We start from the raw sequence: 23,867 nt of genomic DNA, 5'->3' as shown, positions 1-23,867 counted from the left end.
CTAGGCAAGGTAGCCGACTCCCCAAGCAAAGCGCAGGCGGGCATGCGGGAATAGAGGATGCCATAGAAGCTCCTTTGCTCCCTGCTCTGCTGCACGTTTTCTTCACGCTGGCTTGAGGGTTCACCATCCCATGTCTCTACGGGTCTACGCCCTTACCTTCCTTCGTTATACCTACCCAAGCGGTGAAGTCCGATCGCTTTTATTTGACGGGTCTGTGCCCTTGCGGAACTTCCATTCGGTACTCCGTGCTTTCTTTTTCTATCCCGCGAATGGGACAACATACGTAAGTGACGGGGGTTCGCTCTTCAGACTAGGTCGCGTTTCGCAGCGGGGCAGCCTTTTGTTCCTGAAAGGCTTCGCCGCTGTGTGCAAGGGCAACCAGAATGCGGCAGAGCTTGCCCACAAGCTTCAACACCGAGTGTATGCCTTTCTGACGTAGGGTCTTGATGTTGTACGTATGCCAGCGTTTAAAACCCGCATGGTTGCAGAGCAGCATCATGACCGCCAGGTACAGATATTTGCGCAGTTGCCTTCGCCCTCGTTTGGCAAGTTTCACTTGCCCTTTGCAGGTGCCGGAGCTGCGCTCGGCCAAGTTCAGCCCCGCCAGCGCCAGTAATTGCTGACCATGGGTGTAGCGCCGCAGATCGCCAGTATTGGCAAGGATCACGGCCATGAACCAGGGGCTGAGCCCGACTTCCTGCAAGGGACGCAGGACAGCCGGCGGTAGTCGCTCCAGCAGGGCGGCGATTTCCACATCCACCTCGGCTTGCTGAGCCAGTAGATGCTCATACCGCGCAAGGAGCCGTTGAATGCGCCGGCCAAGTTCCGCTGCCTCCGTGACTCCGATGGAGCGCCCGGCGGCCAGGAGCAACTGGCTGGCGATTTGGATGCCCGTTGTTCCTCCAGCTCGCTTCAAGCCGCTCGTCCGCCACCCTTCGATCAGCTCGGGGAGCGTGTTGGCAAGGATGTCCGCGGGCAGGGGGAAGCTGCGCAAGGTCGCTCGTGCACGACTGCCGTCCCAGTGTTTAAAGACCGACCAGAATTCCGGAAACACCTGATCGATCGCCGTCTGAAGTTGATTGTCGATGACGGTGAGGGCATCGCTCATCGCCTCGCGTTCATTGACCAAGGCGTGCAGCTGCCGGTATACCGGATCGTGAACCACCCACTCCGTGTAGTACCCGCGAGAGACGACGTCGCCGATGGTCACGGCGTCCTTTGCATCGTTTTTGGAAGGTTTGTTATCTCGGTTTTCTTTATTCCGTTTCGTCGTCAGCGGATTGACCAGAACGACGGTAAGTCCTCGTTTACGCAGGGCGAAGGCCACATTGAGAAAGTAATGTCCCGTCGATTCGGCGCCGAAGATAACCTCCGTAAACCCATACGCCCGTTGCAAGTCCTGTACCCACCGCAGCAAGCGTTCAAGGCCATCGGCATGATTGGAGAAAACGAGCTTGCGGCCTTGCTGGATCCCGCGGAAGTTCACGGCAGCTGCGACATGCGTTTCTTTGGCAATGTCAATTCCGACGATAAGATGCTGAGGGGTAATTTTTTCAATCCGTTGATTAATGGCGTTCGATGCGTTAAACTTCATGGTATGAGTGTCCTCCTGGTGGATGATGGCGATTAAGGGCTCTGACCCGTTACAATCCATCTTACCAGAGGCACTCTTTTCTGTTCCAAGACGATTTCTTAGCCTCTACAGGAATTTTATTCTGGCGGAATCTTACTTTTGGGGGCTGCGAACGGACACACGATCCGTTATTGGCCGGGATGGTTACCAAGAACATGCTAATTGGCTGATATAACGGATCTCTTGTCCGCCAGCACACGAAAAAACGTCATAAAGCAGCGAATAACGGATCTCCTGTCCGCTTCCTTGCATCGACGGACGCACCGTGAACCAGCCCGATCCGGCTGGTTCGAATCGGTTACAGCAGTCCACGCCACAAGAGGTTGACAGCCGTCATACGCCGCCGCACTTCACTCAGTAGCTGCGCGAAGTGCCGAAACGGTTACAGCAGCCCATGCACGCCGGCGAAGCGGCAGCAGGATCTGTTCGTGCGCCAGGGCGCAAATTGCCACAAGCCTGCTCGAAGCAGCGTATAGTTCTCAACAATCTGGCTAACGTCGCATGATGTCCCACCTCGGCAGAGGTGGGCTTTTTCTTATCCTGCCATCATCATCATCTATACCGGCTCAGCATGTCACAATCGTTCCCGTCGTTCCGAGCGCGGGGAGCGAGGCGAGACGTACCAAACCGGAAGTGACGCTGTGCGGATCGTTGCCCGTGGCATGCATTTCGGAACGGATCGTGCCGGGATTGAACGCGTTGACCAGGATGCCGTAGTTATGCTCCTCGTCGGCCGTCGTGCGCGTGAGCGATTCCAGGCCGGCCTTCGAGGCGCTGTAGGCGGCGTATCCGCCTGCGCCGTTGCTTGCCAGGCCGGACGTAATGTTGATGATCCGCCCGTAACGGGCGCGGCGCATGAACGGCAGAGCCGCCCGGGTCATCAGGAACGGCCCGGTTAAATTGGCCGCGATTTGCCTTGTCCACTCCTGGGCGTTCAGCTCCAGCACCGAGCCGGGCTCGAAGATCGCCGCATTGTTGACGAGGATGTCGATCGCCCCCAGCTCGGCCGCGATCCAGCCGACGGCATGCTCGACGTCCTGCTCGGAGGTAACGTCGGCCTGCACGACAAGCGCCCGTCCGGCCCCGCCCGCGGCGCGAATGGCCGCGGCCGTGCTCTCCAGCTTGTCCGGACGCCGTCCGATCAGCGCGACATGGGCGCCTTCCGCCGCGAAATCGATCGCGGTCGCCCGTCCCAGTCCGCTTCCCGAACCCGTAATAACGGCGACGCGTCCTTGCAGTATGCCAGTTGCCATATGCTCCACCCTCTTCGTTAGCGTTGCAGACATCGTATCAGACATCGGTAAGCGGTTGGAATAGGCGCTATATAAGGATTTCTTATACGCAGCCTGCGGGTTGTCCGATAAATGGACGCATAATCGCCCGAAACGCCGCTTCATCAGCGCAGCTTATGAGCGCAATCAGACAACGGTATACAGCCGGCACTTGCGGCATGACCCCTAAAAAAGCCAAACCCGAGTTCCGGGAAACAAGGACTCGGGTTTGGCTTGTACGGATGTTTGCCTTACTCAACGACGATTTTCGACACCATTTTGGCATGGCCGGTTCCGCACGGAATGTCGCATTGGAATTCGTACGTGCCCGCATCGTTGAACGTGACGACCTTCGGTTTGCCGGAGACGAGCTTCAAATCGCCGAAATCGGGAATTTCGACCCCGTGAACGCCGTCCTCGGACACCACGGTAATTTCCGTCGGCTCGCCTTTTTTGATTTTATACTCGGTCTGGTCGAACTCGAAACGTTTGGCCTTGATCGTTACCTTGGCCGCAGCCGCCGTGCCGGTTTCTTCGACGTTCGAGCTTGAGCTGTTGTTCGTATTGTTCGCGTTCGACCCGCAGGCAGCCAGAACGAAGATCGCGGCGGCAAGCATCATGGAGATGAGCAAGTACTTTTTCATGATTATCGTGTCCCCTTCTCTAGACATGGATTGTTGAACATTTCCAGTATAGCGCGAAAGGGACAAAATTGCTGTGACGATCTGTTGAACCCCTGGTTGGACGTTTAAGAACGGCCCTGGTCTCTGCCGGCCTCATATGGCGTGCTGATCGGAATGAACAAGTCGATGATCCCGATGACGAGCGCCGCCAGAATCGCCCCGAGCCACGTTACCGACACGCCGCCGACGATGAACTGCGCTACCCAGATGACGAGCGCGCTCATCAGGAAGCCGACGATGCCGCGGCCGAAGGGCGTAACTCTCTTGCCGAAAATGCCTTCCACGATCCAGCCCAGCGCGGCGATGACCAACGCCAGGAAGAGCGCGCTCCAGAATCCGCCTACGCTGAATTGCGGCACGATATAGCCGACGACCATCAGCACGATCGCGGCGACGATAAATCGAACGACATGACCTAGAAAATGCATATCGATTACCTCCTGCATAAAGTAGTGGCAAAGCTTCTGGCCTCCATTTGACGCCGATAGCTGCGCGACCTCAAGCAAGGGCCAGATTCCAAGAAGCGTGACACTTCCCGTGTACATGTAGTGTTACCTTTTTCGGCGGCGCCATTCACGGTTCGGCGATCGTGGCGTACGGAGTTCGCATCGGCTATAATAGGAAGCGAGAGGGGTTGTGCTCGCTTGGACACGAAAATACTACAGACATTGGAATATGCGAAAATTGGACATAAATTGGCACAGCATGCGGCGACGGCGCTCGGCAAAGCCGAGGTTGATGCGCTGCATCCGAGCTCGGACCTGGAGGACGTCAAGCATGCGCTGCAGGTAACGGACGAGGCCTATAAAGCCGACCGTCTGAAAGGAAGCGCGCCGTTCGGCGGCGTGGCGGATATTAAGCCGTCCCTCCTCCGTTCCAAAATCGCCGGCACCCTGAATCCGTCGGAGCTGCTCGAAATCGCCGAAACGGTGCGCGGCGGCAGACGCGTCAAGCGTCATGTGCTGCAGCTGCATGAAGACGATCCCGTGCCGTCGCTGGCGGCGATGGCCGAGCAGCTGACGGAGCATAAGGCGCTGGAGGACGCGATCTTCCTCTGCATCGACGAGCAGGCGGACGTCATGGACAGCGCGAGCGTCGAGCTGGCGAACATCCGCCGCGAGCTGCGCGCGGGCGAGTCTCGCGTGCGCGAGAAGCTGGAGAGCATGATTCGCTCGTCTTCCGTGCAGAAGATGCTGCAGGACGCGATCATTACGATCCGCAACGATCGCTACGTCATCCCGGTCAAGCAGGAGTACCGTTCGAATTTCGGCGGCATTATCCATGATCAGTCGGGCTCCGGCGCGACGCTCTTCATCGAGCCGGAAGCGGTCGTCGTCATGAACAACAAGCTGCGCGAGCTGCGGCTTGCGGAAGAGCGGGAGATCGAGAAGATTCTCCAGAAGCTGACCGCGCTCACGGCCGATTACGCCGACGAACTGCTGATCGACCTGGACCTGCTCGGCAAGCTGGATTTTGCCTTCGCCAAAGCGCGTCTCGCTCATCTGATGGGCGCTTCCAGGCCGATGATGAACGACAGGGGCTATCTGAAGCTGCGCAAGGGACGCCATCCGCTTATCCCGCGCGAGAATGTCGTTCCGATCGACGTAGAACTCGGCAACAATTACACCGCGATCATCGTTACCGGTCCGAATACGGGCGGCAAGACGGTGTCGCTGAAGACGATCGGCCTGCTCAGCCTGATGGCGATGTCCGGGTTGTTCGTGCCTGCCGAGGAAGGAAGCCAGCTGTGCGTCTTCGACGCGCTGTATGCCGATATCGGGGACGAACAGAGCATCGAGCAGAACTTGAGTACGTTCTCGAGCCACTTGACGAATATTATCCGCATTCTGAACAACATGACGCCGAAGAGCCTCGTGCTGCTCGACGAGCTCGGCGCGGGCACCGATCCGGCGGAAGGCTCGGCGCTGGCGATCGCGATTCTGGAGCATATGCACAAGCTCGGCTGCCGGATCGTCGCGACGACGCACTACAGCGAGCTGAAGGCGTACGCGTACAATCGCAAAGGCGTCATCAACGCGAGCATGGAATTCGATATCGCCACGCTGAGCCCGACATACCGGCTGCTGATCGGCGTGCCGGGACGAAGCAACGCGTTCGCGATCGCCGAGCGGCTCGGCTTGCAGCGCCACATCATCGAGCATGCGCGCGGCGAGGTGAGCGAGGAGGACGTACGCGTCGAGTCGATGATCGCCTCGCTGGAGGAAGACCGGCTGGGCGCCGAATCCGAACGGCAGACGGCCGAGGCGCTCCGCAAGCAGCTGGAAGCGCAGCAGGCGCGCCACGAAGCGGAGCTGCAGCGCTTCGAGGAGCAGCGCGAGAAGCTGCTCGAGAAGGCGCAGGAGGAAGCGCGCCAAGTTATGCAGCGCGCGAAGCGGGAGGCGGAGGAGATTATCGCCGACCTGCGCAAGCTGGCGCAGGAAGAAGGCGCCGCGGTCAAGGATCATAAGCTGACGGAAGCGCGCCGCAGGCTGGACGAGGCGACGCCGGAGTCGCGCAAGCCCGCCAAGAGCAAGGCGAAGGGCAGCAAGCCGCAGCCGATCGGGGGCGGCGACGAGGTAATGGTATACAGCCTCGGCCAGCGCGGCCATGTCGTCGAGATCACCGGAAGCGAAGCGCTCGTGCAGCTCGGCATTCTGAAGATGAAGGTGGCGCTCAGCGACCTTGAGCTCGTGAAGAGCGCCGAGACGGCGAAGACGCAGCAGCCGAAGCTGGCGGCAAGCCTGAAACGGACCCGCGACGAGAACGTCCGGTCGGAGCTGGACCTGCGCGGCTCGAACCTGGAAGAAGCGATTCTGGAAGTGGACCGGTTCCTCGACGAGTCGTTCCTTGCCGGATTCGGCCAGGTGTTCATCATTCACGGCCACGGAACGGGCGTGCTGCGCAGCGGCATCAGCGATTTCCTGCGCAGGCACAAGCATGTGAAAGGCTACCGCCTGGGACGATACGGCGAAGGCGGAGCGGGCGTTACCGTAGCGGAATTGAAGTAGGAAGGGCGGGGTCAAGCGATGGATAAGGAAGTCGACCGGCTGCTCAGCAATACGTTCGCGGCATCGCTGGCCTATGTTTCCGTAGCGGTGCTGGCGCTGCTCGTGTTCCTGTACGTTTTCGAGCTTGTCACGCGTTATAAATGCTGGCAGGAAATCAAGAAAGGCAATATGGCCGTCGCAATGGCGACCGGAGGCAAAATATTCGGCATCTGCAACCTGTTTCGCTTCTCCATCGAGGCGAACGAAACGGTGTACCAAAGCTTGGTCTGGGCGATGTTCGGCTATGCGCTTCTGCTCGCGGCTTACTTTCTGTTCGAATTTCTGACGCCGGTGTTCCGGATCGACGACGAGATCGAGAAGGACAACCGGGCGGTCGGCTTTACCGCCATGATCATATCCATATCGCTGTCTTACGTCATTGGCGCCACGATCGCCTAAGCGGGCGGCGGGCATAAGCTTGGGGGATAGTTGCACAGATGAAATATTTATGGGGAACGCTGTTCGCGTTAGCCGCGTTGTTCGTTATAATCGGTGTTATATATTTAATGCAGTAGATATTTCAAGCGGCAAGGAGCGACGTTTCTATGAGCAATCAACATAAGCATGAGGAAGCAGGACCGGTAATATGCCCGTGGTGCCAGACGGAAATCGTCTGGGACGAGGAGATCGGTCCCGAGCGGCACTGCCCGCACTGCGAGAACGAGCTGTCGGGCTACCGCACGCTGCAGCTGGATTTGAACGACGACGAGGCCGTCGAAGCGCAGCAGGACGTCGACGGCGAGGATGCGGCCTGGGATACGGATGGCCAGGACGATCTGATTGACTTCCGTGAATACAACCAAGACCGGCTCGTGCTGGAACAGTCGACGGAGCGCGTGCTGGACGACCAGCTGGAAGCGCCGGAATGCCCGACATGCCGGGAGCTGATGCTGGAGGCGGGCACGCAGATCGTCACGGGCGAGCGCTTCGCGCCGCGAATTCCGGCCGCGCTCGGCGAGCCGGTGCTGGCGACGCCGTTTGCGCTCGTGCTGTACGTATGCCCGTCCTGCTTCCATACGGAGAACCGCTTGTCGGTGGAGGATCAGGAACGGCTCGTTCAATTGCTGACCGAGTCTGCCGGCTCCGGCGAGCAGTAAGGGACGGCCGGCACAAGGCAGCATAACAAGGCAACTTAATGAAGAAGGAATTCGCTGGCAAGTTCATGCAATTCGCGATTCCCGGCATGGTTATCCGGCAAGAGGGTACCTTACTCCCATGAGTTTTGACCAAGCGGAGCAACAGGTATCGGATTGTCTTCCGCTGCGCGCATGGTCAGACTCCTGATTTCAGCAGGCAGGAGGAATGCTGCTTGGAGCAGGGTAAACATGCCGTTCAATCGCGCTGGTTCGCAGGCAAGGAGAAATCCCGTATGCGGACCGTCTCGAACGAAGGCGGCGGAAAAAGAGATTACGAAACACGCTCGCTGGACGGTCAAGCCGTCCTGCTGCTCGCCGTTCAGGCGTTGCTTGGGACGGCCAACGCGTTATCGGGGACGTTCCTGCCGATTTATCTGTGGAAATCCAGCCAATCGTTCGCCTTGGTCGGCTGGTTCAATCTGACGCAATTTCTCGTCAGCGGCTTGACGTTCTGGCTTGCGGGGAAGTGGGTCAAGGAACATAACAAGATGAACAGTCTCCGGGTCGGCGTCGCGCTGTCCGGCTTGTTCTATTTCACGGTTCTGCTGCTCGGCAAGTCGGCGGTTGCCTATGCGGTCCCGCTCGGCGTCATGATCGGCATCGGCAACGGCTTGTTCTGGCTCGCGTTCAACGTCGTCTATTTCGAAGTGACGGAGCCGGGCAACCGCGACCGATTCAACGGCTGGGCGGGACTGCTAGGTTCGGGAGCGGGCATCGTCGCGCCATGGATCTCGGGCTGGCTGATTACGATGAGCAAGGGCGAACGCGGCTATTCAATCATTTTCACGATATCGTCGGTCATCTTCGCCATCGCCGTCGTGCTCAGCTTCTGGCTGAAGAAGCGCGAGTCGAGCGGCACGTACGACTGGCTGCACGGCTTCCGCCAGCTGCGCGAGCGGGGCAATCCTTGGCGCCATGCCGTTCCGGCGATCGTGTGCCAAGGCGTCCGCGAAGGCGTCTACATGTTCTTCATCGGCCTGCTTGTCTTCCTGGCGACGAAGAACGAAGGCAAGCTCGGCAACTTCTCGCTCGTGACATCGCTTGTGGCGCTTGTCAGCTTCTGGCTGATCGGACGCTTGCTGAAGCCGGAACGGCGGCGGGCCGCGATGCTGATCGGAGCGATCGCCGTCACGGCTGCTATCGCGCCGCTCTTCTGGCCGCTGTCCTATCGGACGCTGCTCATCTTCGGCATCGGCACCGCGCTGTTCATGCCGCTGTACATCATCCCGATGACGTCGACGGTGTTTGACTTGATCGGCAGCTCGGAAGAGAGCGCCAGGCAGCGCGAAGAGTTCGTCATCCTGCGCGAAGCGGGGCTGACGGCCGGCCGCATCGTCGGCGTTGCGGCATATTTGCTCGTGCTTCCTTTCATGGAGAAGTCCGATTATGTCGTGCCATTCTTGATGCTGGCGGTAGGCGCGTTCCCGATATTAGGCTGGCTGCTGATGCGGGGCCTGCTGGGCAAGACCGTGCAAGGAAGAAAGGAACCCTCGTCATGATTGCATCGTGAGGGGTAGAGAGAGGAAGAAATCGATGCCGCGCATTGTGAACGATATTACGAAATTAATCGGGGAAACGCCCGTCGTGGCGCTCCGGCGCATGAAGGAGCGGGGAGCCGCCGAGGTGCTGGTGAAGCTGGAGCGCTTCAACCCGAGCGGAAGCGTCAAGGACCGGGCGGCATACGCGCTCATCGCGTCCGCCGAAGCGAAGGGCATCTTGAAGCCGGGCGCGACCATTATCGAGCCGACAAGCGGGAATACCGGGATCGGCCTTGCCATGAACGCGGCGGCCAAAGGGTACAAGCTTATTCTCGTCATGCCCGACAATATGACGAAGGAACGGATCGGGCTGCTCCGGGCGTACGGTGCCGAAGTCGAGCTGACGCCTGCGGCCGAGCGGATGCCGGGCGCGATCAAGCGCGCGCTGGAATTGCAGGCGGAGCGGCCGGGGAGCTACATTCCGAACCAATTCGAGAACGAAGCGAATCCGGATATTCACCGCGTCACGACCGCACAGGAAATTCTTCGCCAGACGGAAGGCCGGCTGGACGTATTCGTGGCCACGGCCGGAACCGGCGGCACGATCACGGGCACGGGCGAAACGCTGAAAGCCGCCATTCCCGGACTGTACGTCGCCGTCGTCGAGCCGCTCGGCTCGCCCGTGCTGTCCGGCGGCAAGCCGGGCCCGCATAAGCTGGTCGGCACGAGCCCGGGATTCGTGCCGCGCATCCTGAATACGTCCGTTTACGATGAAATCGTGCAAGTATCGGACGATGCGGCGATCGGTACGATGCGCCGGCTTGCCCGGGAGGAGGGGCTGCTGCTCGGACCTTCCTCCGGCGCCGCCGTCTGGACCGCCATGGAACAGGCCCGCCGGATCGGATCGGGCGGGCGGGTGCTCTGCATCGCCCCGGACAGCGGCGAACGCTATTTAAGTATGGATTTGTTTTAAGCTGCATCACATGCCGTTCGCCGCACAATGCCTGGCGGCAAACCGAGTCGTTCAGCGTCATTCATGCCGGCTTGGCTTGGAACGGCACGGCGAAGCCGTCGGCTTGGCCTTGCCGCTTACGGTCAATTCGTCCACGTACGCAATTCTTCTTTAATAATGGCCCTGCGCTCCCGGATGTAGCTGCGGAACAATTCCGGCTCGTCTTCGAAGGAGTGGAAGGGCCATTTGCGCGTGAAATCGTCCCGGATCGCCGGCGTAATCCGCTCGTACAGGCTGTCGATTTCTGGTTCGATGGCGTCGAGCGTGAATTTGCTTTCCAGCATCGCCGCCAAAATTTTGCGGTATGCCTGCCGGTAAGGTTTGAAAGCCAGCAATTTGCGGGTCAGCATGTTGTAGCCCTTTACGTCGACCAAATCGCTGCCGCAGAGCTTCCCGTAGCAGTTCCGTCCCCAAGTACCCTCGTAATCCCAAGGAATAATCCGGTATTTCCCCGTCGATGCATGTTCGTAAAGCGCGTAATTCTGATCGAACCCGTCATAGTTTCCCGTCAACACCGCGCCTGCCAGCCACTTCAAATAGACCGTTACGTCAAGCCGATTGACCAGAAGAGAACGCAGCGAGCTCTTCCGCAGGCGATTGATGCTGCCTACGAAACGAATGAGCCGCTTCTCCGTGTTCGCGTTTCCTTTCATCACCCGATAGCCTTCCAGCAGCGTTTGCTTGCGCTCGTCGGTTTCGGGATCGATCAGACCGAAATTCGCCTTGTCGTTGACCGCGTAGATCAGCGACTTGGAGCCGATGCTGCGCCTGCGGAAGAAGGCCGAGTCGACCGATTCGATTTCCAGGTACACCCCGTGCGGATAGCCGTTCCATTCCAGCCACATATGCTTCGTGCGCGGCGCCGGCACCCCCATCATATTGAAGAAACGGAACGACAGCGCATTGCGGATCATCGACGGGTCGTCGAACTCCGCGTTCCAATGGAGAATGCCGTTGTCGCCGTAATGGATCTCGTAGGATTTCTTCGGATAGTTGCGTGTGTGGCCTCCGCGAAACCGCAGCTTGGCGTCCATCGTCTTGCCGTTCAGTTCAAGCTTGACGGGCGCGAATTCATTGCTCCATACGTCAGCCTGAAGACGGCGCAGATCGTCCTCGTCAATCGTTATTTTGCGCGTAGGCAGCCCTTCCCCGGACATTAGACCATCTCCTTAGGCAAAAGATAAAGCCTATCGCATTCGATAGGCTTCAGCTTATTTACACTATGCGGGCGATCGTCTATCGGTCACTCCTTATTTGCTGCCCCAGCCGCTGTTATGACCGCGGGAACCGCCCTGAGTGCGGTTGCCCTGGGAGCGGTTGCCCTGGGAGCGGTTGCCCTGAGTGCGGTTGCCCTGGGAGCGGTTGCCGCGATCCCCTTGCGTGCAGTTACCGCGATCCCCCCGCGTGCCTTGCGTGCGATCCCCTCGCGTGCCTTGCGTGCGATCCCCTCGCGTGCCTTGCGTGCGATCCCCCCGCGTGCCTTGCGTGCGGTCCCCTCGCGTGCCTTGCGTCCGGTTCCCTTGCGTGCAGTTGCCGCCTCCATAGTTATTCTTTTGCGTCTTAGCCATCCCAACTTCAACTCCTTTTAATAGATTCTATACAAGCTATGTGTCGAATCTATCAATCGCACCGGGTTATTGACTCAACTTATTAGAAATAGATGACAATCTAGTACCCTATGGATACCGGATACATATAAATACATTATAAATTGTCTCCCATGATAGATTTCACTGGGGCAAGCATTGGAGGGATGAACGCCGAAGCGAGTAGAATGAACCGTTATGACAGCAAGTATCGGATCGTGTTTGCACCCTTTGGTCTTCATGGGGCAAAGTCAGAATCTATTAATGCGGAGGGATTTCAGTATGAGTTTATGCTGGGGTAACATGACTAACGATGCAGTCAGCTACAAACCTTACGGCATGCTTGCCGATCAAGGCATGCAGCAGGAACAAGGAAGCATGCAGCACAATCACCACAAGAGCAGCAAATCTTGCAAAAGCGGCAGCCAATTCATGAACGACAAAGTCGGCATGAACGTGCGCATCAACCGCGGCGGTCCCGAATCGTTGGAAGGTATGCTGATCGGCGTTCAACCCGGCTACCTGGTGCTTAAATCGACAGGCGGACACGTTTACGTCAACTCCAGCCATGTGAAAAGCGTAACCGACCTTGCGGCAGGCTCCGGCGGTTCCCGCGGCTCGCGCGGTACCCGCACGGGAGGAACGCGTACGTATATCATGGCGAACAGCTTCGTCGGCGTGCTTCAACACCTGACGCGCAAATTCGTTCAAATCAACTGGGGCGGTCCTGAGCGCATCGAAGGCTTCATCGCGCAAGTCGGCAGCGAAGCGCTGCTGCTCGTCGTCGGTCCGGAACTGGTGCAAATCCCGCTCTACCATATCAAGACGGTCAACACGGCCGGCATCTACGCAAGCCGCGGCAGCAGAGGCAGCAGCGGTTCCGGCGGCAACCGCAATTCCTCGTCCGGCGGCAATCGCAACTCCTCCGGCGGCAACCGCAATTCTTCGTCCCGGGGCAACCGCAACTCGTCCTCCGGCGGCAACCGCAATGCAAGCAACCGTAACACGAGCAGCCGCAACACGAGCAGCAAGAGCAGCAAATCCGGCAAGAAAAGCGGTAAAACCTCCAGTACGCTGCGGGGCAAGAAAGGCTGATTGCACGCTTCGGCGGATGACGGCAGCTCACATTGATTCGCGGCGGCGATCCGGGCCGGGTCCCTATGGGCCCGGCTCCGGGCGCAAGCCGCCGGCTGTCGAAGCCGCTGCCGGCTCCGCATCTTACCTTGCAATACGGCCGCGAATCGCTCCGTGCTGGAGATTTTGGCGGCGAAGACTCCCTGGCTTCCTCTTGTTTGCGTTCGGTATCTATGTGATTGTGGACGCCTCCGGCGGGGGGCCGGCGATTCCGTCGTCCTCCTGAACAACATGTATGTTATCGCGGCCGGGACGTAGTCGCTGACCGACCTGAATCTCCGTTCACGCCTGTGCAGCCGGCCCGCTGAATTAGAGCCCGGACGCAATTAACTGGATGAAAGGAGGTCGATTTCATGAAACACCGTCACCCGTTGCTAGACCGTTACGTCGAGCTTGATATCTCCGGCAAATCGCTGCCGATCCAAGGCAAGCTCATCGATATGGGCCAAGACATACTCGTTGTTCATAACGGTACGCAATTCCTGTACATCCCGCTCATTCATGTTCAGCAGCTGCGGCTTGCCAAACCCGACTCGCAGGAATTTCAAGTGCCGGATCTGCCTTTCGAGCCGCAGAACGATCCGATTTCCTACCGCAAAGTGCTGATGAACGCCAAGGGCATGTTTTCCGAAATCTACATTACCGGCAATCAATCGATCCACGGTTATTTGACGAGCGTCATGAATGATTTTTTCGTATTCTATTCGCCTGTGTACCATTCGGTGGTCGTGTCGCTCACGCATCTGAAATTTCTCATTCCGTACAATCCGAACGTCACGCCTTACACGCTGACGCCCGAACAATTCCCGCTCAAGCCGTCGCCGATCACGCTGGCCCGCACGTTCGACCAGCAGCTCCGCAAGCTCATCGGCGAGTTCGTCATTCTGGATCTGGGCGAGAATCCGAACAAAATCGGCGTGCTCAAAAGCATCGACCAGAACATCATCGAACTGTCTACCGCCGGCGGCAGCTCCGTTTATCTGCATTTCGACCACGTGAAGACGGTACATCTGCCGTAACGATCGGCCGCGACCGGTTCTTCCCTTCGGGGAAGAAGCGTTACATAGGAAGCAAAGCCCGGGGACATACTACACGAGGGTTAAAAATCCATGGAAACAGGAGGGATTGTCTTGATTCAAGCATTGACAGGCAAAGAGCTGGAGTACTTGGTGGACTCTATCTCGAACGAGGACTTGCTCATCAAGCAAAACGCGGTATTGGCGGCATCCGCCACGAATCCGGCTTTGAAGCAAATCGGCATGCATATGATTCAAACGCATCAACAGCATACGCAGATGCTGCTTCATGCCATCGGACAGCACCAGCAGCTTGCGCCTACGCAGCCGCAGTCGCACTGACGATTACGTACGGCTATGACGGAGTAAAACCATACTTAAGCGACCGGGAGGATTCATCGACATGCAACAACATCAAGGACAAGCCCATTCCCATCCTATGCTGTCGGACGAGGATTTGGCGTATACCGTCCTGGCGGATTTGAAACGCGTCGTTAACGAATACGCAACCGCCGCGACGGAAGCCAGCTGCCAGTCTGTTCGCCAGTTGTTCACGAACCTGCTCAACAGCACGCTGCAGATGCAGGGACAGCTGTATAAAGTCATGGAACAGAACAATATGTACAGCACCTCGTCTCCGGCGCTGCGTCAGGATATCGACAAGGCGCTGCAGCAGAACCAGCAGACCGAGCACAAGACGGAGCAGTTCCTGCATCAGATCGGCTTCGGCCAGTCCGCGTTCCGTAATTCGCAGTATCAAAATCAACAGCAGCAAATGCAGATGCAGATGCAAATGCAGCCCCAATTCATGGGACAGCAGCATATGGGGCAGCAGGGCGGGCAGCATGCGCAGGGTCACAATCCGACATACATGTAATCGGCCGGGATCCCGGAATTCGACAAGCAAAGACCCTTCGGGGTCTTTTTACATATTTTCCGGCGTGGAAACGCGCTGCCGCCGGAGTGGCTGCGTGGATTGTCGCGAATGCTGTATTGGATGATGCCGGATAGCGCAGGCAGTTCGGAGCGCGCTTCGTTAAAGCCGTCGCTTGCCTACTGAACCATTTATTCGATGACCGCCAGTCCCTGTCGATGCCATCCGAGGTGTCGGTCCGGACAGGCGATCCGCTATTGCCTGATTTTCATGTTTTTTCGCGCGCTGCCGGACAGGAGATCCGCTATTTCGCCCGAAAGACTGGTTTTCGGCTCTTTCCGGAGGCGATAACGGATCCTGTGTCCGATTGTGACGTCCAAAACGCCAATTTTGACTGAATAACGCATCCTCGGTCCGATACGCAGGATTCGCGGGATACGTAGGAGGCTATTCTTGTCTTTGCAGGACGATGCGTTCGAAGAAACCTCGCGGAGGGTATCGCTAAATAATAATAAAGTACCGAAAAGTCCGTTGGACTTTTTCGACACTTTGTGCCGCCACAATGATGGCGATAGGCGTTTCACCTTGAAACATAAGCGCCGAAAGTTCCTTTTTTTAGGCTGAGGCTTAAATTTCTCCGGAATGAAACGCACTGCCGCCATAATGATGGCAACGGCCCTCTCGCCTTGGGCGAGCCGGAACGCTTTCTGCTTTGCAGGAAGCTTGGATTCGTTGTAATATAGTTTTTATAGTTATGATCAGGAGGTTTGGCGATGGACGGACGGAAAATGCAAATACTTGAGCTGCTGAAGGAAGATGCAAGACGCACTGCGGATCTGATCGCGACGATGATCGACGCGCCGCTGGAGGACGTGAAGCAGGCGATTGCGGAGATGGAGCAGGATCATATCATCGTCAAATATGCGACCGTTGTCAATTGGAGCAAGGTTGAAGACGATAAGGTTACCGCACTCATCGAAGTACAAATTACGCCGGAACGCGGCCGCGGATTCGAAGGCATCGCGGAACGGATCTATTTATACCCGGAAGTAAAATCGGTTTATTTGATGTCCGGCGCGTACGACCTGCTCGTCGAGGTGCAAGGCAAGACGCTGAAGGACGTGGCGTCCTTCGTGTCCAACAAGCTGTCCCCGATCGATGCCGTGCTTTCCACGAAGACCTTCTTTGTTCTTAAGAAATACAAGCAAGACGGCATTATATTCGAAGAGCATGAGGATGACCATCGTCTTCTCATCTCGCCGTAAGGGGTGCATGCCTTATGATTATCGATGAGCAACAACGAAGCGCTTCGAAGCGAGCATCGATGGCGGACTACTTGGCGCCTCAAGTCAGAGCCATAAAACCGTCCGGCATCCGGCGGTTCTTCGATTTGGCTGCCGGCCGCAAGGACATCATTACGCTTGGCGTCGGCGAGCCCGATTTCGTCACGCCTTGGCATGTGCGCGAAGCTTGCGTATATGCGCTCGAGATGGGCAAGACGCAGTATACGTCCAATGCGGGCACGCCCGAACTGCGCGAGGAGATCGCCTATTACCTGCACAACGAGTTCAAAGTAACGTACGATCCGGCCAAGGAAGTGCTGGTCACGGTCGGCGGCAGCGAAGCGATCGATCTGGCGCTGCGGGCGCTCATCGCTCCCGGGGACGAGATTCTCGTGCCGGAGCCGTGCTACATTTCCTATTCGCCGATCACGTCGATCAGCGGCGGCGTTCCTGTCGGCATCGAGACGTACGCGAAGGATTCGTTCAAGCTGACGGCGGAGTCGCTCCAAGCGGCGATCACGCCTCGCTCCAAGCTGCTCATCCTGTGCTATCCGAGCAATCCGACCGGCGGCATCATGACGTACGAGGATTGGCTGCCGATCGCCAAAGTGGTGGAAGAGAACGATCTGATCGTCATCTCCGACGAGATCTACGCCGAGCTGACTTACGGCACGAAGCATGTCAGCTTCGCGGCGCTGCCCGGCATGAAGGACCGCACGATCCTCGTCAGCGGCTTCTCCAAATCCTTCGCGATGACGGGCTGGCGGCTCGGCTATGCCTGCGGTCATCCGGAGCTCATTGCGGCCATGCTGAAGATCCATCAGTACACGGTGATGTGCGCCTCCAACATGGCGCAGGTCGCGGCGCTTGAAGCGCTTCGCAACGGCATGGAGGAGAAGGACCGCATGGTGGAATCGTATAACCAGCGCCGCAGGCTGGTCGTGAAGGGCTTTCGCGACATCGGCCTGGAATGCCACGAGCCGCAGGGCGCTTTCTATGCGTTCCCGTCCATCGCCGGACTCGGAATGACGTCCGAGGAGTTCGCGACGGGGCTGCTCACCGAGCAGAAGGTCGCAGCCGTGCCGGGCGACGTATTCGGCCTTGGCGGCGAAGGCCATCTCCGCTGTTCGTACGCGACTTCGGTCAGCCAGCTGACGGAAGCGATCGAGCGCATGGGCCAATACGTTAGGAAAATAAAGGGAGAGTAAAATAGCGATAGTCAATACTGTCAGTCTTTGTTATAATTTGTTGTAAATCTTTATAAAATCTTTAGCCGTCGCTCTGCACAAGCGTCGTTGGGTTGCGTTCATTGATGACAGGAGGGATGGCAATGACTTGTGCAAAAACGGGTCTTAAGCTTGTATCCTCATCGTCCATACGTCGGTTGGAAGACGAAATCCATGCGCTGCGCATGAAGATGGAACAATCCTACGCGGAAGAAGCGACGTTCAGTTCAGAGAAGGTCATCGGTCTCAGCCGGCTGCTCGATACGAAGATCAATGAATACATGCGGTACAAGACGAATAAAGGCACGGCGCAGTTGAACTGACGGTTGACGTTCAAGCGCCTAGGAGAGGCCCCTTCCATGGGGCTTCTTTTGTTGTGTATGCCGATACGGGGGATGCGCCTGCGGCGGCAAGCCCGAACGGGACGAATTGTGCTATAGTGGAAGGTAACGAATCGGCGGCCATGGGCCGCGCTTAAAGGAGAGTCGAGCATGAAACTGTATACGCGAACGGGAGACGAAGGACAAACGTCCGTGAAGGGCGGGCGCGTCCGCAAGGACGACAGCCGCGTGGAAGCCTACGGCACGATCGACGAGCTGAATTGCTTCGTCGGTCAGGCGGCGGCCGTCGCGGCGGCAACCGGGCAGCTGGATGGACTGGTCGCGGAGCTGCTGGAGATTCAGCAGGAGCTGTTCGACTGCGGATCGGACTTGGCGTTCCGCGATCCGAAGGGGCGGGAGCTCAAGCTGACGGAGGAAGCGAGCGTCCGGCTGGAGGGCTGGATCGATGCGCATACGGCGGCTGCGCCGCCCATCACCAGGTTTATCCTGCCGGGAGGAAGCGAGGCGTCGGCGCTGCTTCACGTCTGCCGGACGGTCGGCCGCCGGGCCGAACGGCGCGCCGTAACGCTGAGCGCGGAAGTCGAGGTGCCGGCTCCAGTGATGATGTACCTGAACCGACTGTCCGACTACTTCTTCGCGGCGGCGCGGGCCGCGAACGCGAAGCTCGGCGTGGAGGATACCGCGTATATCCGCAGCGCGGACGTGTTCCGCGCAAGCGAATCATGAGCGAGACGTTATATTATCCGCCGCTGACGGTGCGCGTGGGCGAAGAAGACGCCGGCAAGATGGTGCGCACCGTCCTGGAGCGGCGACTCGGCGTCTCTCGCAAGCTGCTGTCGCGTCTGAAGCTGACGGAGCTTGGCATTACGGCGAACGGCGAGCGCGTCTACACGAACGACCGCGTGGAAGCGGGAGACGTGCTGGAGCTGCGGATGGAACAGGAGGAGTCCGACGATATTTTGCCGGAGCCGATGGCGCTCGATATCGTCTTCGAGGACGCGGACGTGCTCATCGTGAACAAACCGCCGGGTCTTATCGTCCATCCGACGCACGGCCATTACACGGGCACGCTGGCCAACGGCGTCGTCCATTATTGGAAGTCGCGCGGGGAGCGGGTGCGGTTCAGGCCGATCCACAGGCTCGACGAGGAGACGTCGGGGCTTGTCGCGATCGCGAAGACGGCTTACGTCCATCAGCAGCTGTCGGAGCAGCTGCAGAACGGGGAAGTGGACAAGCGGTACCGCGCGTACGTCTACGGCGCTCCGCCGGCGGCCGCGGCGACCGTCGACGAGCCGATCGACCGCGACAAGGAGAATCCGCATCTGCGCGTCGTTACGCCGGACGGTTATCCGTCGATGACGCACTATGAGGTGGAAGACATCTATGGCGGCGGGGCTGCCGCCAAAGTGAGCTTGAAGCTGGAGACGGGACGGACGCATCAGATTCGCGTCCATATGAAGCATGTCGGCTGCCCGCTCGTCGGGGACAAGCTGTACGGCTACGCGGGCAGCGGTGCGGCGAACGGGCGGAGCGAGCCGGATGGAGAGAACGGACTGGACAGGCAGAGCGGTAAGGATGAAGCGGGCGGGCGCGGCGGGCCATACAAGCTGGACCCTGAGCGCGAGCGCGGCATACAGAGCGGGCATGACGCCGCAGCCCGTTCTGCGTCCGCGAAGCCGCGTGTCGCGGACGTGCTGGAAGCGGCTGTCGACCGGCAGGCGCTGCATGCGGCGAAGCTGTCGTTCACGCATCCCATCACGCGGGAGCGGATGTCCTTCGAAGCGTCGCTGCCGGACGATCTCCGGCGGCTGGAAGCCGAGATGCTGAAGCTCTAACTGATGCTGCGCGCGGCGGCTGCAACGGCTTCAAACCGGTCGCTTTCACCATGGCGTTTCAATGCACAATAGAAAAGCAATTCGATAGGTTGCTACGATTGGAGATTACGTCACGATGAAGAAATTAACGATCTATGAATATCCCAAATGCGGTACTTGCCGCATGGCGATCAAATCGCTGGAGAGCAAAGGGCATGAGCTGGAGAAGCATAACGTATTCGAGTCGGCGCCGTCCGCGGACGTGCTGGCCGATCTTGTCAAGAAAAGCGGCCTGGATGTGAAGAAATTCTTCAATACGTCCGGCGAGGCGTACAAGGAAATGGGACTGAAGGACAAGCTCCCCGGCATGACGGACAGCGAGAAGATCGCTTTGCTCGCCTCCAACGGGCGGCTGATCAAGCGTCCGATCGTCACGGACGGCACCGTCGTCACGGTCGGATTCAAGGACGAAGATTTCGACCGCATTTGGGGTTGACGGAGACGGGGAGGACGAGCGTTTGACTACGAAAACATGGCGGGCGGACCGGCTGTCGCGGCTCGGGTCGTCGATCTTTGCCGAGGTTGCCGCATGGAAGCGGACCGCGATCGGCCGCGGCCTGGACGTCATCGATTTAAGCATCGGCAGCCCCGACCTGCCGCCTTCGGCCGCGATCCGGGACGCGCTGAGCCAAGCGGCGCTGCGCGATGACGCTTATGGCTATCCCGGCTCGAAAGGGACGGCGGCCTTCCTCGCGAAAGCGGCCGAATGGCTGGCGTTCCGGTTCGGCATTACCGTCGATCCCGAGCAGGAGCTGGTCTCGCTGATGGGCTCGCAGGACGGACTCGGCCACTTGGCGCTCGCCTTGTGCAATCCCGGCGACATCGCGCTGCTGCCCGATCCGGGTTATCCGGTGTACGCGGCAGGCTTGGCGCTTGCGGGCATTGAACCGTATCTGATGCCGCTTCGGGCCGAGAACGGCTATATGCCCGATTTCGGCGCGATCCCGGACGACGTCTGGCAGCGGACGAAATTCATGCTGCTCAACTATCCGAGCAACCCGGTCTCGGCCGTTGCGGATCTGGCCTTCTTCCGCCATGCCGTCGAGACGGCCAAAGCGCGCGGCGTCCTGATCGTGCATGATTTGGCCTACTCGGAGATGGCATTCGACGGTTACCGGCCTCCGAGCATTCTGGAAGTCGAAGGCGCGATCGAGACGGCGGTCGAATTCCATTCGCTGTCCAAGAGCTTCAACATGGCCGGCTGCCGCATCGGCTTCCTGGCGGGGAACCGCGAAGCGGTAGCGGCGATGCGCGAGCTGAAAGCCAACATCGACTACGGGGTTTTTCTTCCCGTGCAGGAAGCGGGCATCGTCGCGCTGGATCTGGATATAGCAGGAGCCGGAAGGAAAGTCGGGGACATGTACGAACGCCGCCGGGACGTGCTGGTAGAAGCGTTGTCAGCGCAAGGCTGGGACATCGCGCGCCCGAAAGCGACAATGTTCCTGTGGGCGAAGCTGCCGCCGATGCATCGGCAGCTGTCTGAGCCTTGGGACGCGCGTCGAATTTCCCGGGAAATGCTCGAAAGGGCGGGCGTCGCGGTCATCCCCGGCGACGCGTTCGGCGCCGAAGGAAAAGGCTATGTCCGCATCGCTCTCGTGGAGCATGAAGACCGTCTGCGGGAAGCCGCGCTGCGTATCGGCGCATTCATTCGCGGCGAGTGCTGATGCCTGCTGCACGAGGGCTGAAATTATAGTTGCAATAAGAAAGGGACATCGACGCAGCTGGGTGCTGGCCGATGTCCCTTTTGTCATGATAAGAGAGCAGGAGTGCGCTTGCGAATGCGACGCAATCACGCTTAGAGGATGCTGTTCGCCATTTCAAGGGGCGCTTGGGCGTGCTTGCCGATCAGCTTCAGCAGCGATGTCAACCGGTACTGTTCGAATACCGGCTGCGCCGTCTCCATGGGGACCGCCAATTGGCAGGCGTCCAGCTCGCAATGAATCGGCACGTCGATGTTGATGCGTGCGAGCGTGCGGGATAAGTGCAGCATGTCGAGGTCGGATTCGATCTTCGCCTTGATGCTCTTGGACAACGATTCCAGATTGTCCAGGATGCCGTCGATCGATTCGTACTCCTGCAGCAGCTTGAGCGCCGTCTTCTCGCCGATGCCTTTGACGCCGGGATAATTATCGCTCGTATCGCCTGTCAGCCCTTTCATCTCGATGATCTGGAACGGATGCACGCCTTTGTCTTCCCGCAGGAAGTCGATGTCGTACACGGCGTAGTTGCCGCGTCCTTTCTTCATGATGACGACATGGACGCTCTCCGTTACGAGCTGCAGCATATCCTGGTCTCCCGTAAGCACGTAGACATGGCCGAGTCCGCTCAGCTTCGTCGACAGCGTGCCGATGCAATCGTCGGCCTCGTAGCCTTCCAGGCCGAGATTCGGAATGCCTAGCGCGGCGACGACGTCTTTCACGAGCGTGAATTGCGGGATGAGATCTGCCGGCGCTTCCGGCCGGTTCGCCTTGTAGCTGTCGTAGATTTCGGTGCGGAAGGTTTTGCTGCCCAGATCCCAGCAGCACAATACATGCGTCGGCTCGAAGCGGCCGACGGCGTCGAACAAGTATTGCAGGAAGCCGTAAACGGCGTTCGTCGGCGTGCCGTCCGCCATTCTGCGGGCGTCGTACGACTGTGCGAAATACGCCCGGAAGAGCAGCGCCATGCCGTCGACGATCAATATTTTGTTCTCGTTCATTGCGAGATCCATCCTGTTCTATCGTAAGATACGTCTATCATAGAATAGGTCGGGCCCGGATCGCAACGAAATTGCTAGGATGATTGCATTTACATGGCATACATGCGGGGCGGTTCCTAAGGTGTGATTGCACGAACGCCGACGAAAGGAGAGCTCCCCGCTTGGAAATGTAGTGTGAAGGATCTTTGCCAATCTGCTGGGCCGGGGCCAGTTGAGCGCCGGGATTCCTGCCCTTGGGCAGCTTTTCGGGAGGTCGAGGTGGTAAAGTTGCCCGATCAGCAATTTTCCTGGCATTTTTGCCGGCCTGCGGCGATGAATTTTGGAAGGTTGTCCGAATGCAACTTTTCGACTTTTTGCTATTCCGCAGCAGGCGTGTGTGATTCTTTGCAAATCTACTGATTTGCGCGGCGATTTTAATGCTTGGGCGGGAAGGAGAATCCCCGCATGAGTGCGAATAACGAAGAAGCGTTGGAAAATCCGGCGCCAACGACCGCAGGCGACCGCTGCTGCTCCCGGATCCGCAGCTTCGTCTGAAAAGAGGAGGTGGAACGTGTTGTCTATGTTCGAACCTGCAGGAATGAAGCCGTTTATCGAGGAAGCGCGCGGTTTCCGCATGCGAGCCGGCAGCGGCGAATGCGCTTATGGCATCGGCTGCGCCTGGCTTGGACGCGATGGTATCGGCCCCGATAAGCTGAGGAAGGATCGGGCCGTTCTCGAGAGGGCTTTTGACCTCGGCTTCCGCTATTACGATACGTCGGCCGCGTACGGCGAAAGCGAATTCGTCGTCGGCAGCTTTCTCTGCGCCTATCCCGAACGACGTTCTTCGGTCTTTATCGCGACGAAATCGCCTATCCCGAAGGAGCTTTCGCCATCGGAGGCGAAGGCTTTCGTCGCCGGCAGCGTGGACGAGAGCTTGCGCAGATTCCGGACGGATTATATCGACTTGCTGCAAATTCACGACGTCTATACGCTCGGCCAAGCGTTAGGCGAGGGCGGCGCGCTCGAAGCGCTGCGGGAGGCGAGGAGCGCAGGGAAAATCCGTTACATCGGCCTCGGCACGCGTCCGCTCGATCTGTTGGCGGAGGCCGTCGCGAACGGGCACGTCGATTCGGTGCTGACCTATTCGGACTATACGCCGATCGATCAGAGCGCGGGGCCGTTGATTCGGCTTGCCGCCGAGCGGAATGCCGGCATCGTCAACGGCAGCCCGCTATCGGCCGGCCTGCTGGCGGGCGCCGACCCGCGGACGCTGCAGGTGCCGGAGGGGCACGAGGAATCCGTCGTTCGGCGCGGATTGGCTGCGGAAGTGTACGATCTATGCGCCGCGCACGGCGTTCCGGTGCTGGCCGCGGCGCTGCAGTACCCGCTGCGCTGTGATGGCATCGCGATGAATTTGACCGGCCCGAGGGACCAGGACGAGATCGTCTCGACGGCGGAGGCGCTGCGTCTGCCCATTCCGGAATCGTTCTGGCAAGCGCTGGCGGATTGGAACGAGGAGCGGAAAGCCCGTACGAAAGCTTAGGCTATAAGAGTCATGCCGAACGAAGCTTATGCTTATGAGGCGGATTTGTTCTC

At 58.8% G+C, this 23,867-nt stretch carries 24 protein-coding genes; 17 read left to right on the top strand and 7 right to left on the bottom strand.

Annotated elements, in window-relative coordinates:
* Positions 1 to 310: 310 nt before the first annotated feature.
* The 4 genes from GXP70_RS23635 to GXP70_RS23620 form a co-directional block, all read right to left on the bottom strand.
* Complete coding sequence (locus tag GXP70_RS23635; protein ID WP_162357319.1) at positions 311 to 1,594, bottom strand: IS110 family RNA-guided transposase; 1,284 nt, start codon at positions 1,592 to 1,594, stop codon at positions 311 to 313.
* A gap of 605 nt (positions 1,595 to 2,199) precedes the next feature.
* Positions 2,200 to 2,886 carry an SDR family NAD(P)-dependent oxidoreductase gene (locus GXP70_RS23630; RefSeq protein ID WP_162359096.1) on the bottom strand — a complete coding sequence of 229 codons (687 nt, stop codon included), beginning with the start codon at positions 2,884 to 2,886 and terminating at the stop codon, positions 2,200 to 2,202.
* 269 nt (positions 2,887 to 3,155) lie between these two features.
* Entirely contained in the window at positions 3,156 to 3,548 is a 393-nt protein-coding gene (locus GXP70_RS23625; RefSeq protein WP_162359095.1) for a cupredoxin domain-containing protein, read from the bottom strand.
* A gap of 104 nt (positions 3,549 to 3,652) precedes the next feature.
* Complete coding sequence (locus GXP70_RS23620; RefSeq protein ID WP_162359094.1) at positions 3,653 to 4,015, bottom strand: phage holin family protein; 363 nt, start codon at positions 4,013 to 4,015, stop codon at positions 3,653 to 3,655.
* Positions 4,016 to 4,231: 216 nt separating this feature from the next.
* Here GXP70_RS23620 and GXP70_RS23615 point away from each other — a divergent pair, with 216 nt between their 5' ends.
* The 5 genes from GXP70_RS23615 to cysK all read left to right on the top strand — a co-directional run bounded on the left by GXP70_RS23615 (position 4,232) and on the right by cysK (position 10,221).
* Positions 4,232 to 6,595, top strand: a complete 2,364-nt coding sequence (locus tag GXP70_RS23615; RefSeq protein WP_162359093.1) for an endonuclease MutS2 — start codon at positions 4,232 to 4,234, stop codon at positions 6,593 to 6,595.
* Positions 6,596 to 6,613: 18 nt separating this feature from the next.
* Entirely contained in the window at positions 6,614 to 7,033 is a 420-nt protein-coding gene (locus GXP70_RS23610; protein ID WP_162359092.1) for a DUF350 domain-containing protein, read from the top strand.
* Positions 7,034 to 7,179: 146 nt separating this feature from the next.
* A complete protein-coding gene (locus GXP70_RS23605; RefSeq protein WP_162359091.1) occupies positions 7,180 to 7,731 on the top strand; it encodes a hypothetical protein in 552 nt (183 codons plus the stop codon).
* A 212-nt stretch (positions 7,732 to 7,943) separates the two neighbouring features.
* Entirely contained in the window at positions 7,944 to 9,269 is a 1,326-nt protein-coding gene (locus tag GXP70_RS23600) for an MFS transporter (RefSeq protein ID WP_225442536.1), read from the top strand.
* 34 nt (positions 9,270 to 9,303) lie between these two features.
* Entirely contained in the window at positions 9,304 to 10,221 is a 918-nt protein-coding gene (gene cysK, locus GXP70_RS23595; RefSeq protein WP_162359090.1) for a cysteine synthase A, read from the top strand.
* A gap of 122 nt (positions 10,222 to 10,343) precedes the next feature.
* Here cysK and GXP70_RS23590 read toward each other — a convergent pair whose 3' ends face one another.
* Positions 10,344 to 11,417 carry a CotH kinase family protein gene (locus tag GXP70_RS23590; RefSeq protein WP_162359089.1) on the bottom strand — a complete coding sequence of 358 codons (1,074 nt, stop codon included), beginning with the start codon at positions 11,415 to 11,417 and terminating at the stop codon, positions 10,344 to 10,346.
* Positions 11,418 to 11,510: 93 nt separating this feature from the next.
* Positions 11,511 to 11,828 (bottom strand): c2 calcium-dependent domain-containing protein 4C-like protein, encoded by a 318-nt coding sequence (locus tag GXP70_RS23585; protein WP_162359088.1) that lies wholly within the window; start codon positions 11,826 to 11,828, stop codon positions 11,511 to 11,513.
* 321 nt (positions 11,829 to 12,149) lie between these two features.
* Here GXP70_RS23585 and GXP70_RS23580 point away from each other — a divergent pair, with 321 nt between their 5' ends.
* The 11 genes from GXP70_RS23580 to GXP70_RS23530 all read left to right on the top strand — a co-directional run bounded on the left by GXP70_RS23580 (position 12,150) and on the right by GXP70_RS23530 (position 21,258).
* Entirely contained in the window at positions 12,150 to 12,941 is a 792-nt protein-coding gene (locus GXP70_RS23580) for a hypothetical protein (RefSeq protein ID WP_162359087.1), read from the top strand.
* Between the two features lie 392 nt (positions 12,942 to 13,333).
* Positions 13,334 to 13,999 carry a DUF2642 domain-containing protein gene (locus GXP70_RS23575; RefSeq protein WP_162359086.1) on the top strand — a complete coding sequence of 222 codons (666 nt, stop codon included), beginning with the start codon at positions 13,334 to 13,336 and terminating at the stop codon, positions 13,997 to 13,999.
* 111 nt (positions 14,000 to 14,110) lie between these two features.
* Entirely contained in the window at positions 14,111 to 14,338 is a 228-nt protein-coding gene (locus GXP70_RS23570; RefSeq protein ID WP_404822285.1) for a hypothetical protein, read from the top strand.
* A 61-nt stretch (positions 14,339 to 14,399) separates the two neighbouring features.
* Positions 14,400 to 14,873: a spore coat protein gene (locus GXP70_RS23565; protein ID WP_225442535.1), complete on the top strand. Its 474-nt coding sequence runs from the start codon at positions 14,400 to 14,402 to the stop codon at positions 14,871 to 14,873.
* Positions 14,874 to 15,643: 770 nt separating this feature from the next.
* On the top strand, positions 15,644 to 16,135 hold the full coding sequence (locus GXP70_RS23560) for an Lrp/AsnC family transcriptional regulator (RefSeq protein ID WP_162359085.1): 492 nt from the start codon (positions 15,644 to 15,646) through the stop codon (positions 16,133 to 16,135).
* 14 nt (positions 16,136 to 16,149) lie between these two features.
* A complete protein-coding gene (locus GXP70_RS23555; protein ID WP_162359084.1) occupies positions 16,150 to 17,361 on the top strand; it encodes an aminotransferase class I/II-fold pyridoxal phosphate-dependent enzyme in 1,212 nt (403 codons plus the stop codon).
* A 122-nt stretch (positions 17,362 to 17,483) separates the two neighbouring features.
* Entirely contained in the window at positions 17,484 to 17,702 is a 219-nt protein-coding gene (locus tag GXP70_RS23550) for an aspartyl-phosphate phosphatase Spo0E family protein (protein ID WP_225442534.1), read from the top strand.
* A gap of 168 nt (positions 17,703 to 17,870) precedes the next feature.
* Positions 17,871 to 18,446, top strand: coding sequence for a cob(I)yrinic acid a,c-diamide adenosyltransferase (locus tag GXP70_RS23545; RefSeq protein ID WP_162359082.1), 576 nt, complete (start codon positions 17,871 to 17,873; stop codon positions 18,444 to 18,446).
* On the top strand, positions 18,443 to 19,555 hold the full coding sequence (locus GXP70_RS23540; RefSeq protein ID WP_162359081.1) for an RluA family pseudouridine synthase: 1,113 nt from the start codon (positions 18,443 to 18,445) through the stop codon (positions 19,553 to 19,555). Before GXP70_RS23545 ends, GXP70_RS23540 begins: the two co-directional genes overlap by 4 nt.
* A gap of 115 nt (positions 19,556 to 19,670) precedes the next feature.
* On the top strand, positions 19,671 to 20,030 hold the full coding sequence (locus GXP70_RS23535; protein WP_162359080.1) for an arsenate reductase family protein: 360 nt from the start codon (positions 19,671 to 19,673) through the stop codon (positions 20,028 to 20,030).
* 22 nt (positions 20,031 to 20,052) lie between these two features.
* Complete coding sequence (locus tag GXP70_RS23530; RefSeq protein WP_162359079.1) at positions 20,053 to 21,258, top strand: aminotransferase class I/II-fold pyridoxal phosphate-dependent enzyme; 1,206 nt, start codon at positions 20,053 to 20,055, stop codon at positions 21,256 to 21,258.
* Between the two features lie 131 nt (positions 21,259 to 21,389).
* Here GXP70_RS23530 and GXP70_RS23525 read toward each other — a convergent pair whose 3' ends face one another.
* Positions 21,390 to 22,292, bottom strand: a complete 903-nt coding sequence (locus tag GXP70_RS23525; RefSeq protein WP_162359078.1) for a 5'-3' exonuclease — start codon at positions 22,290 to 22,292, stop codon at positions 21,390 to 21,392.
* Positions 22,293 to 22,851: 559 nt separating this feature from the next.
* Between GXP70_RS23525 and GXP70_RS23520 the strand changes: the two genes are divergently transcribed.
* On the top strand, positions 22,852 to 23,814 hold the full coding sequence (locus tag GXP70_RS23520) for an aldo/keto reductase (RefSeq protein ID WP_225442895.1): 963 nt from the start codon (positions 22,852 to 22,854) through the stop codon (positions 23,812 to 23,814).
* Positions 23,815 to 23,867 lie beyond the last annotated feature (53 nt).

The organism is Paenibacillus lycopersici, assembly GCF_010119935.1.
Classification (GTDB): Bacteria; Bacillota; Bacilli; order Paenibacillales; family Paenibacillaceae; genus Paenibacillus_Z; species Paenibacillus_Z lycopersici.
Note: the sequence above shows the minus strand (reverse complement) of the source record. Positions and strands in the feature narration are given on the sequence as shown.

What these genes read in the sequence shown, in the direction of transcription:
- GXP70_RS23635 (WP_162357319.1), bottom strand. Translation starts at nt 1,594, where the DNA reads ATGAAGTTTAACGCATCGAACGCCATTAATCAACGGATTGAAAAAATT.
- GXP70_RS23630 (WP_162359096.1), bottom strand. Translation starts at nt 2,886, where the DNA reads ATGGCAACTGGCATACTGCAAGGACGCGTCGCCGTTATTACGGGTTCG.
- GXP70_RS23625 (WP_162359095.1), bottom strand. Translation starts at nt 3,548, where the DNA reads ATGAAAAAGTACTTGCTCATCTCCATGATGCTTGCCGCCGCGATCTTC.
- GXP70_RS23620 (WP_162359094.1), bottom strand. Translation starts at nt 4,015, where the DNA reads ATGCATTTTCTAGGTCATGTCGTTCGATTTATCGTCGCCGCGATCGTG.
- GXP70_RS23610 (WP_162359092.1), top strand. Translation starts at nt 6,614, where the DNA reads ATGGATAAGGAAGTCGACCGGCTGCTCAGCAATACGTTCGCGGCATCG.
- GXP70_RS23605 (WP_162359091.1), top strand. Translation starts at nt 7,180, where the DNA reads ATGAGCAATCAACATAAGCATGAGGAAGCAGGACCGGTAATATGCCCG.
- cysK (WP_162359090.1), top strand. Translation starts at nt 9,304, where the DNA reads ATGCCGCGCATTGTGAACGATATTACGAAATTAATCGGGGAAACGCCC.
- GXP70_RS23590 (WP_162359089.1), bottom strand. Translation starts at nt 11,417, where the DNA reads ATGTCCGGGGAAGGGCTGCCTACGCGCAAAATAACGATTGACGAGGAC.
- GXP70_RS23585 (WP_162359088.1), bottom strand. Translation starts at nt 11,828, where the DNA reads ATGGCTAAGACGCAAAAGAATAACTATGGAGGCGGCAACTGCACGCAA.
- GXP70_RS23580 (WP_162359087.1), top strand. Translation starts at nt 12,150, where the DNA reads ATGACTAACGATGCAGTCAGCTACAAACCTTACGGCATGCTTGCCGAT.
- GXP70_RS23575 (WP_162359086.1), top strand. Translation starts at nt 13,334, where the DNA reads ATGAAACACCGTCACCCGTTGCTAGACCGTTACGTCGAGCTTGATATC.
- GXP70_RS23565 (WP_225442535.1), top strand. Translation starts at nt 14,400, where the DNA reads ATGCAACAACATCAAGGACAAGCCCATTCCCATCCTATGCTGTCGGAC.
- GXP70_RS23560 (WP_162359085.1), top strand. Translation starts at nt 15,644, where the DNA reads ATGGACGGACGGAAAATGCAAATACTTGAGCTGCTGAAGGAAGATGCA.
- GXP70_RS23555 (WP_162359084.1), top strand. Translation starts at nt 16,150, where the DNA reads ATGATTATCGATGAGCAACAACGAAGCGCTTCGAAGCGAGCATCGATG.
- GXP70_RS23550 (WP_225442534.1), top strand. Translation starts at nt 17,484, where the DNA reads ATGACTTGTGCAAAAACGGGTCTTAAGCTTGTATCCTCATCGTCCATA.
- GXP70_RS23545 (WP_162359082.1), top strand. Translation starts at nt 17,871, where the DNA reads ATGAAACTGTATACGCGAACGGGAGACGAAGGACAAACGTCCGTGAAG.
- GXP70_RS23540 (WP_162359081.1), top strand. Translation starts at nt 18,443, where the DNA reads ATGAGCGAGACGTTATATTATCCGCCGCTGACGGTGCGCGTGGGCGAA.
- GXP70_RS23535 (WP_162359080.1), top strand. Translation starts at nt 19,671, where the DNA reads ATGAAGAAATTAACGATCTATGAATATCCCAAATGCGGTACTTGCCGC.
- GXP70_RS23525 (WP_162359078.1), bottom strand. Translation starts at nt 22,292, where the DNA reads ATGAACGAGAACAAAATATTGATCGTCGACGGCATGGCGCTGCTCTTC.
- GXP70_RS23520 (WP_225442895.1), top strand. Translation starts at nt 22,852, where the DNA reads ATGTTCGAACCTGCAGGAATGAAGCCGTTTATCGAGGAAGCGCGCGGT.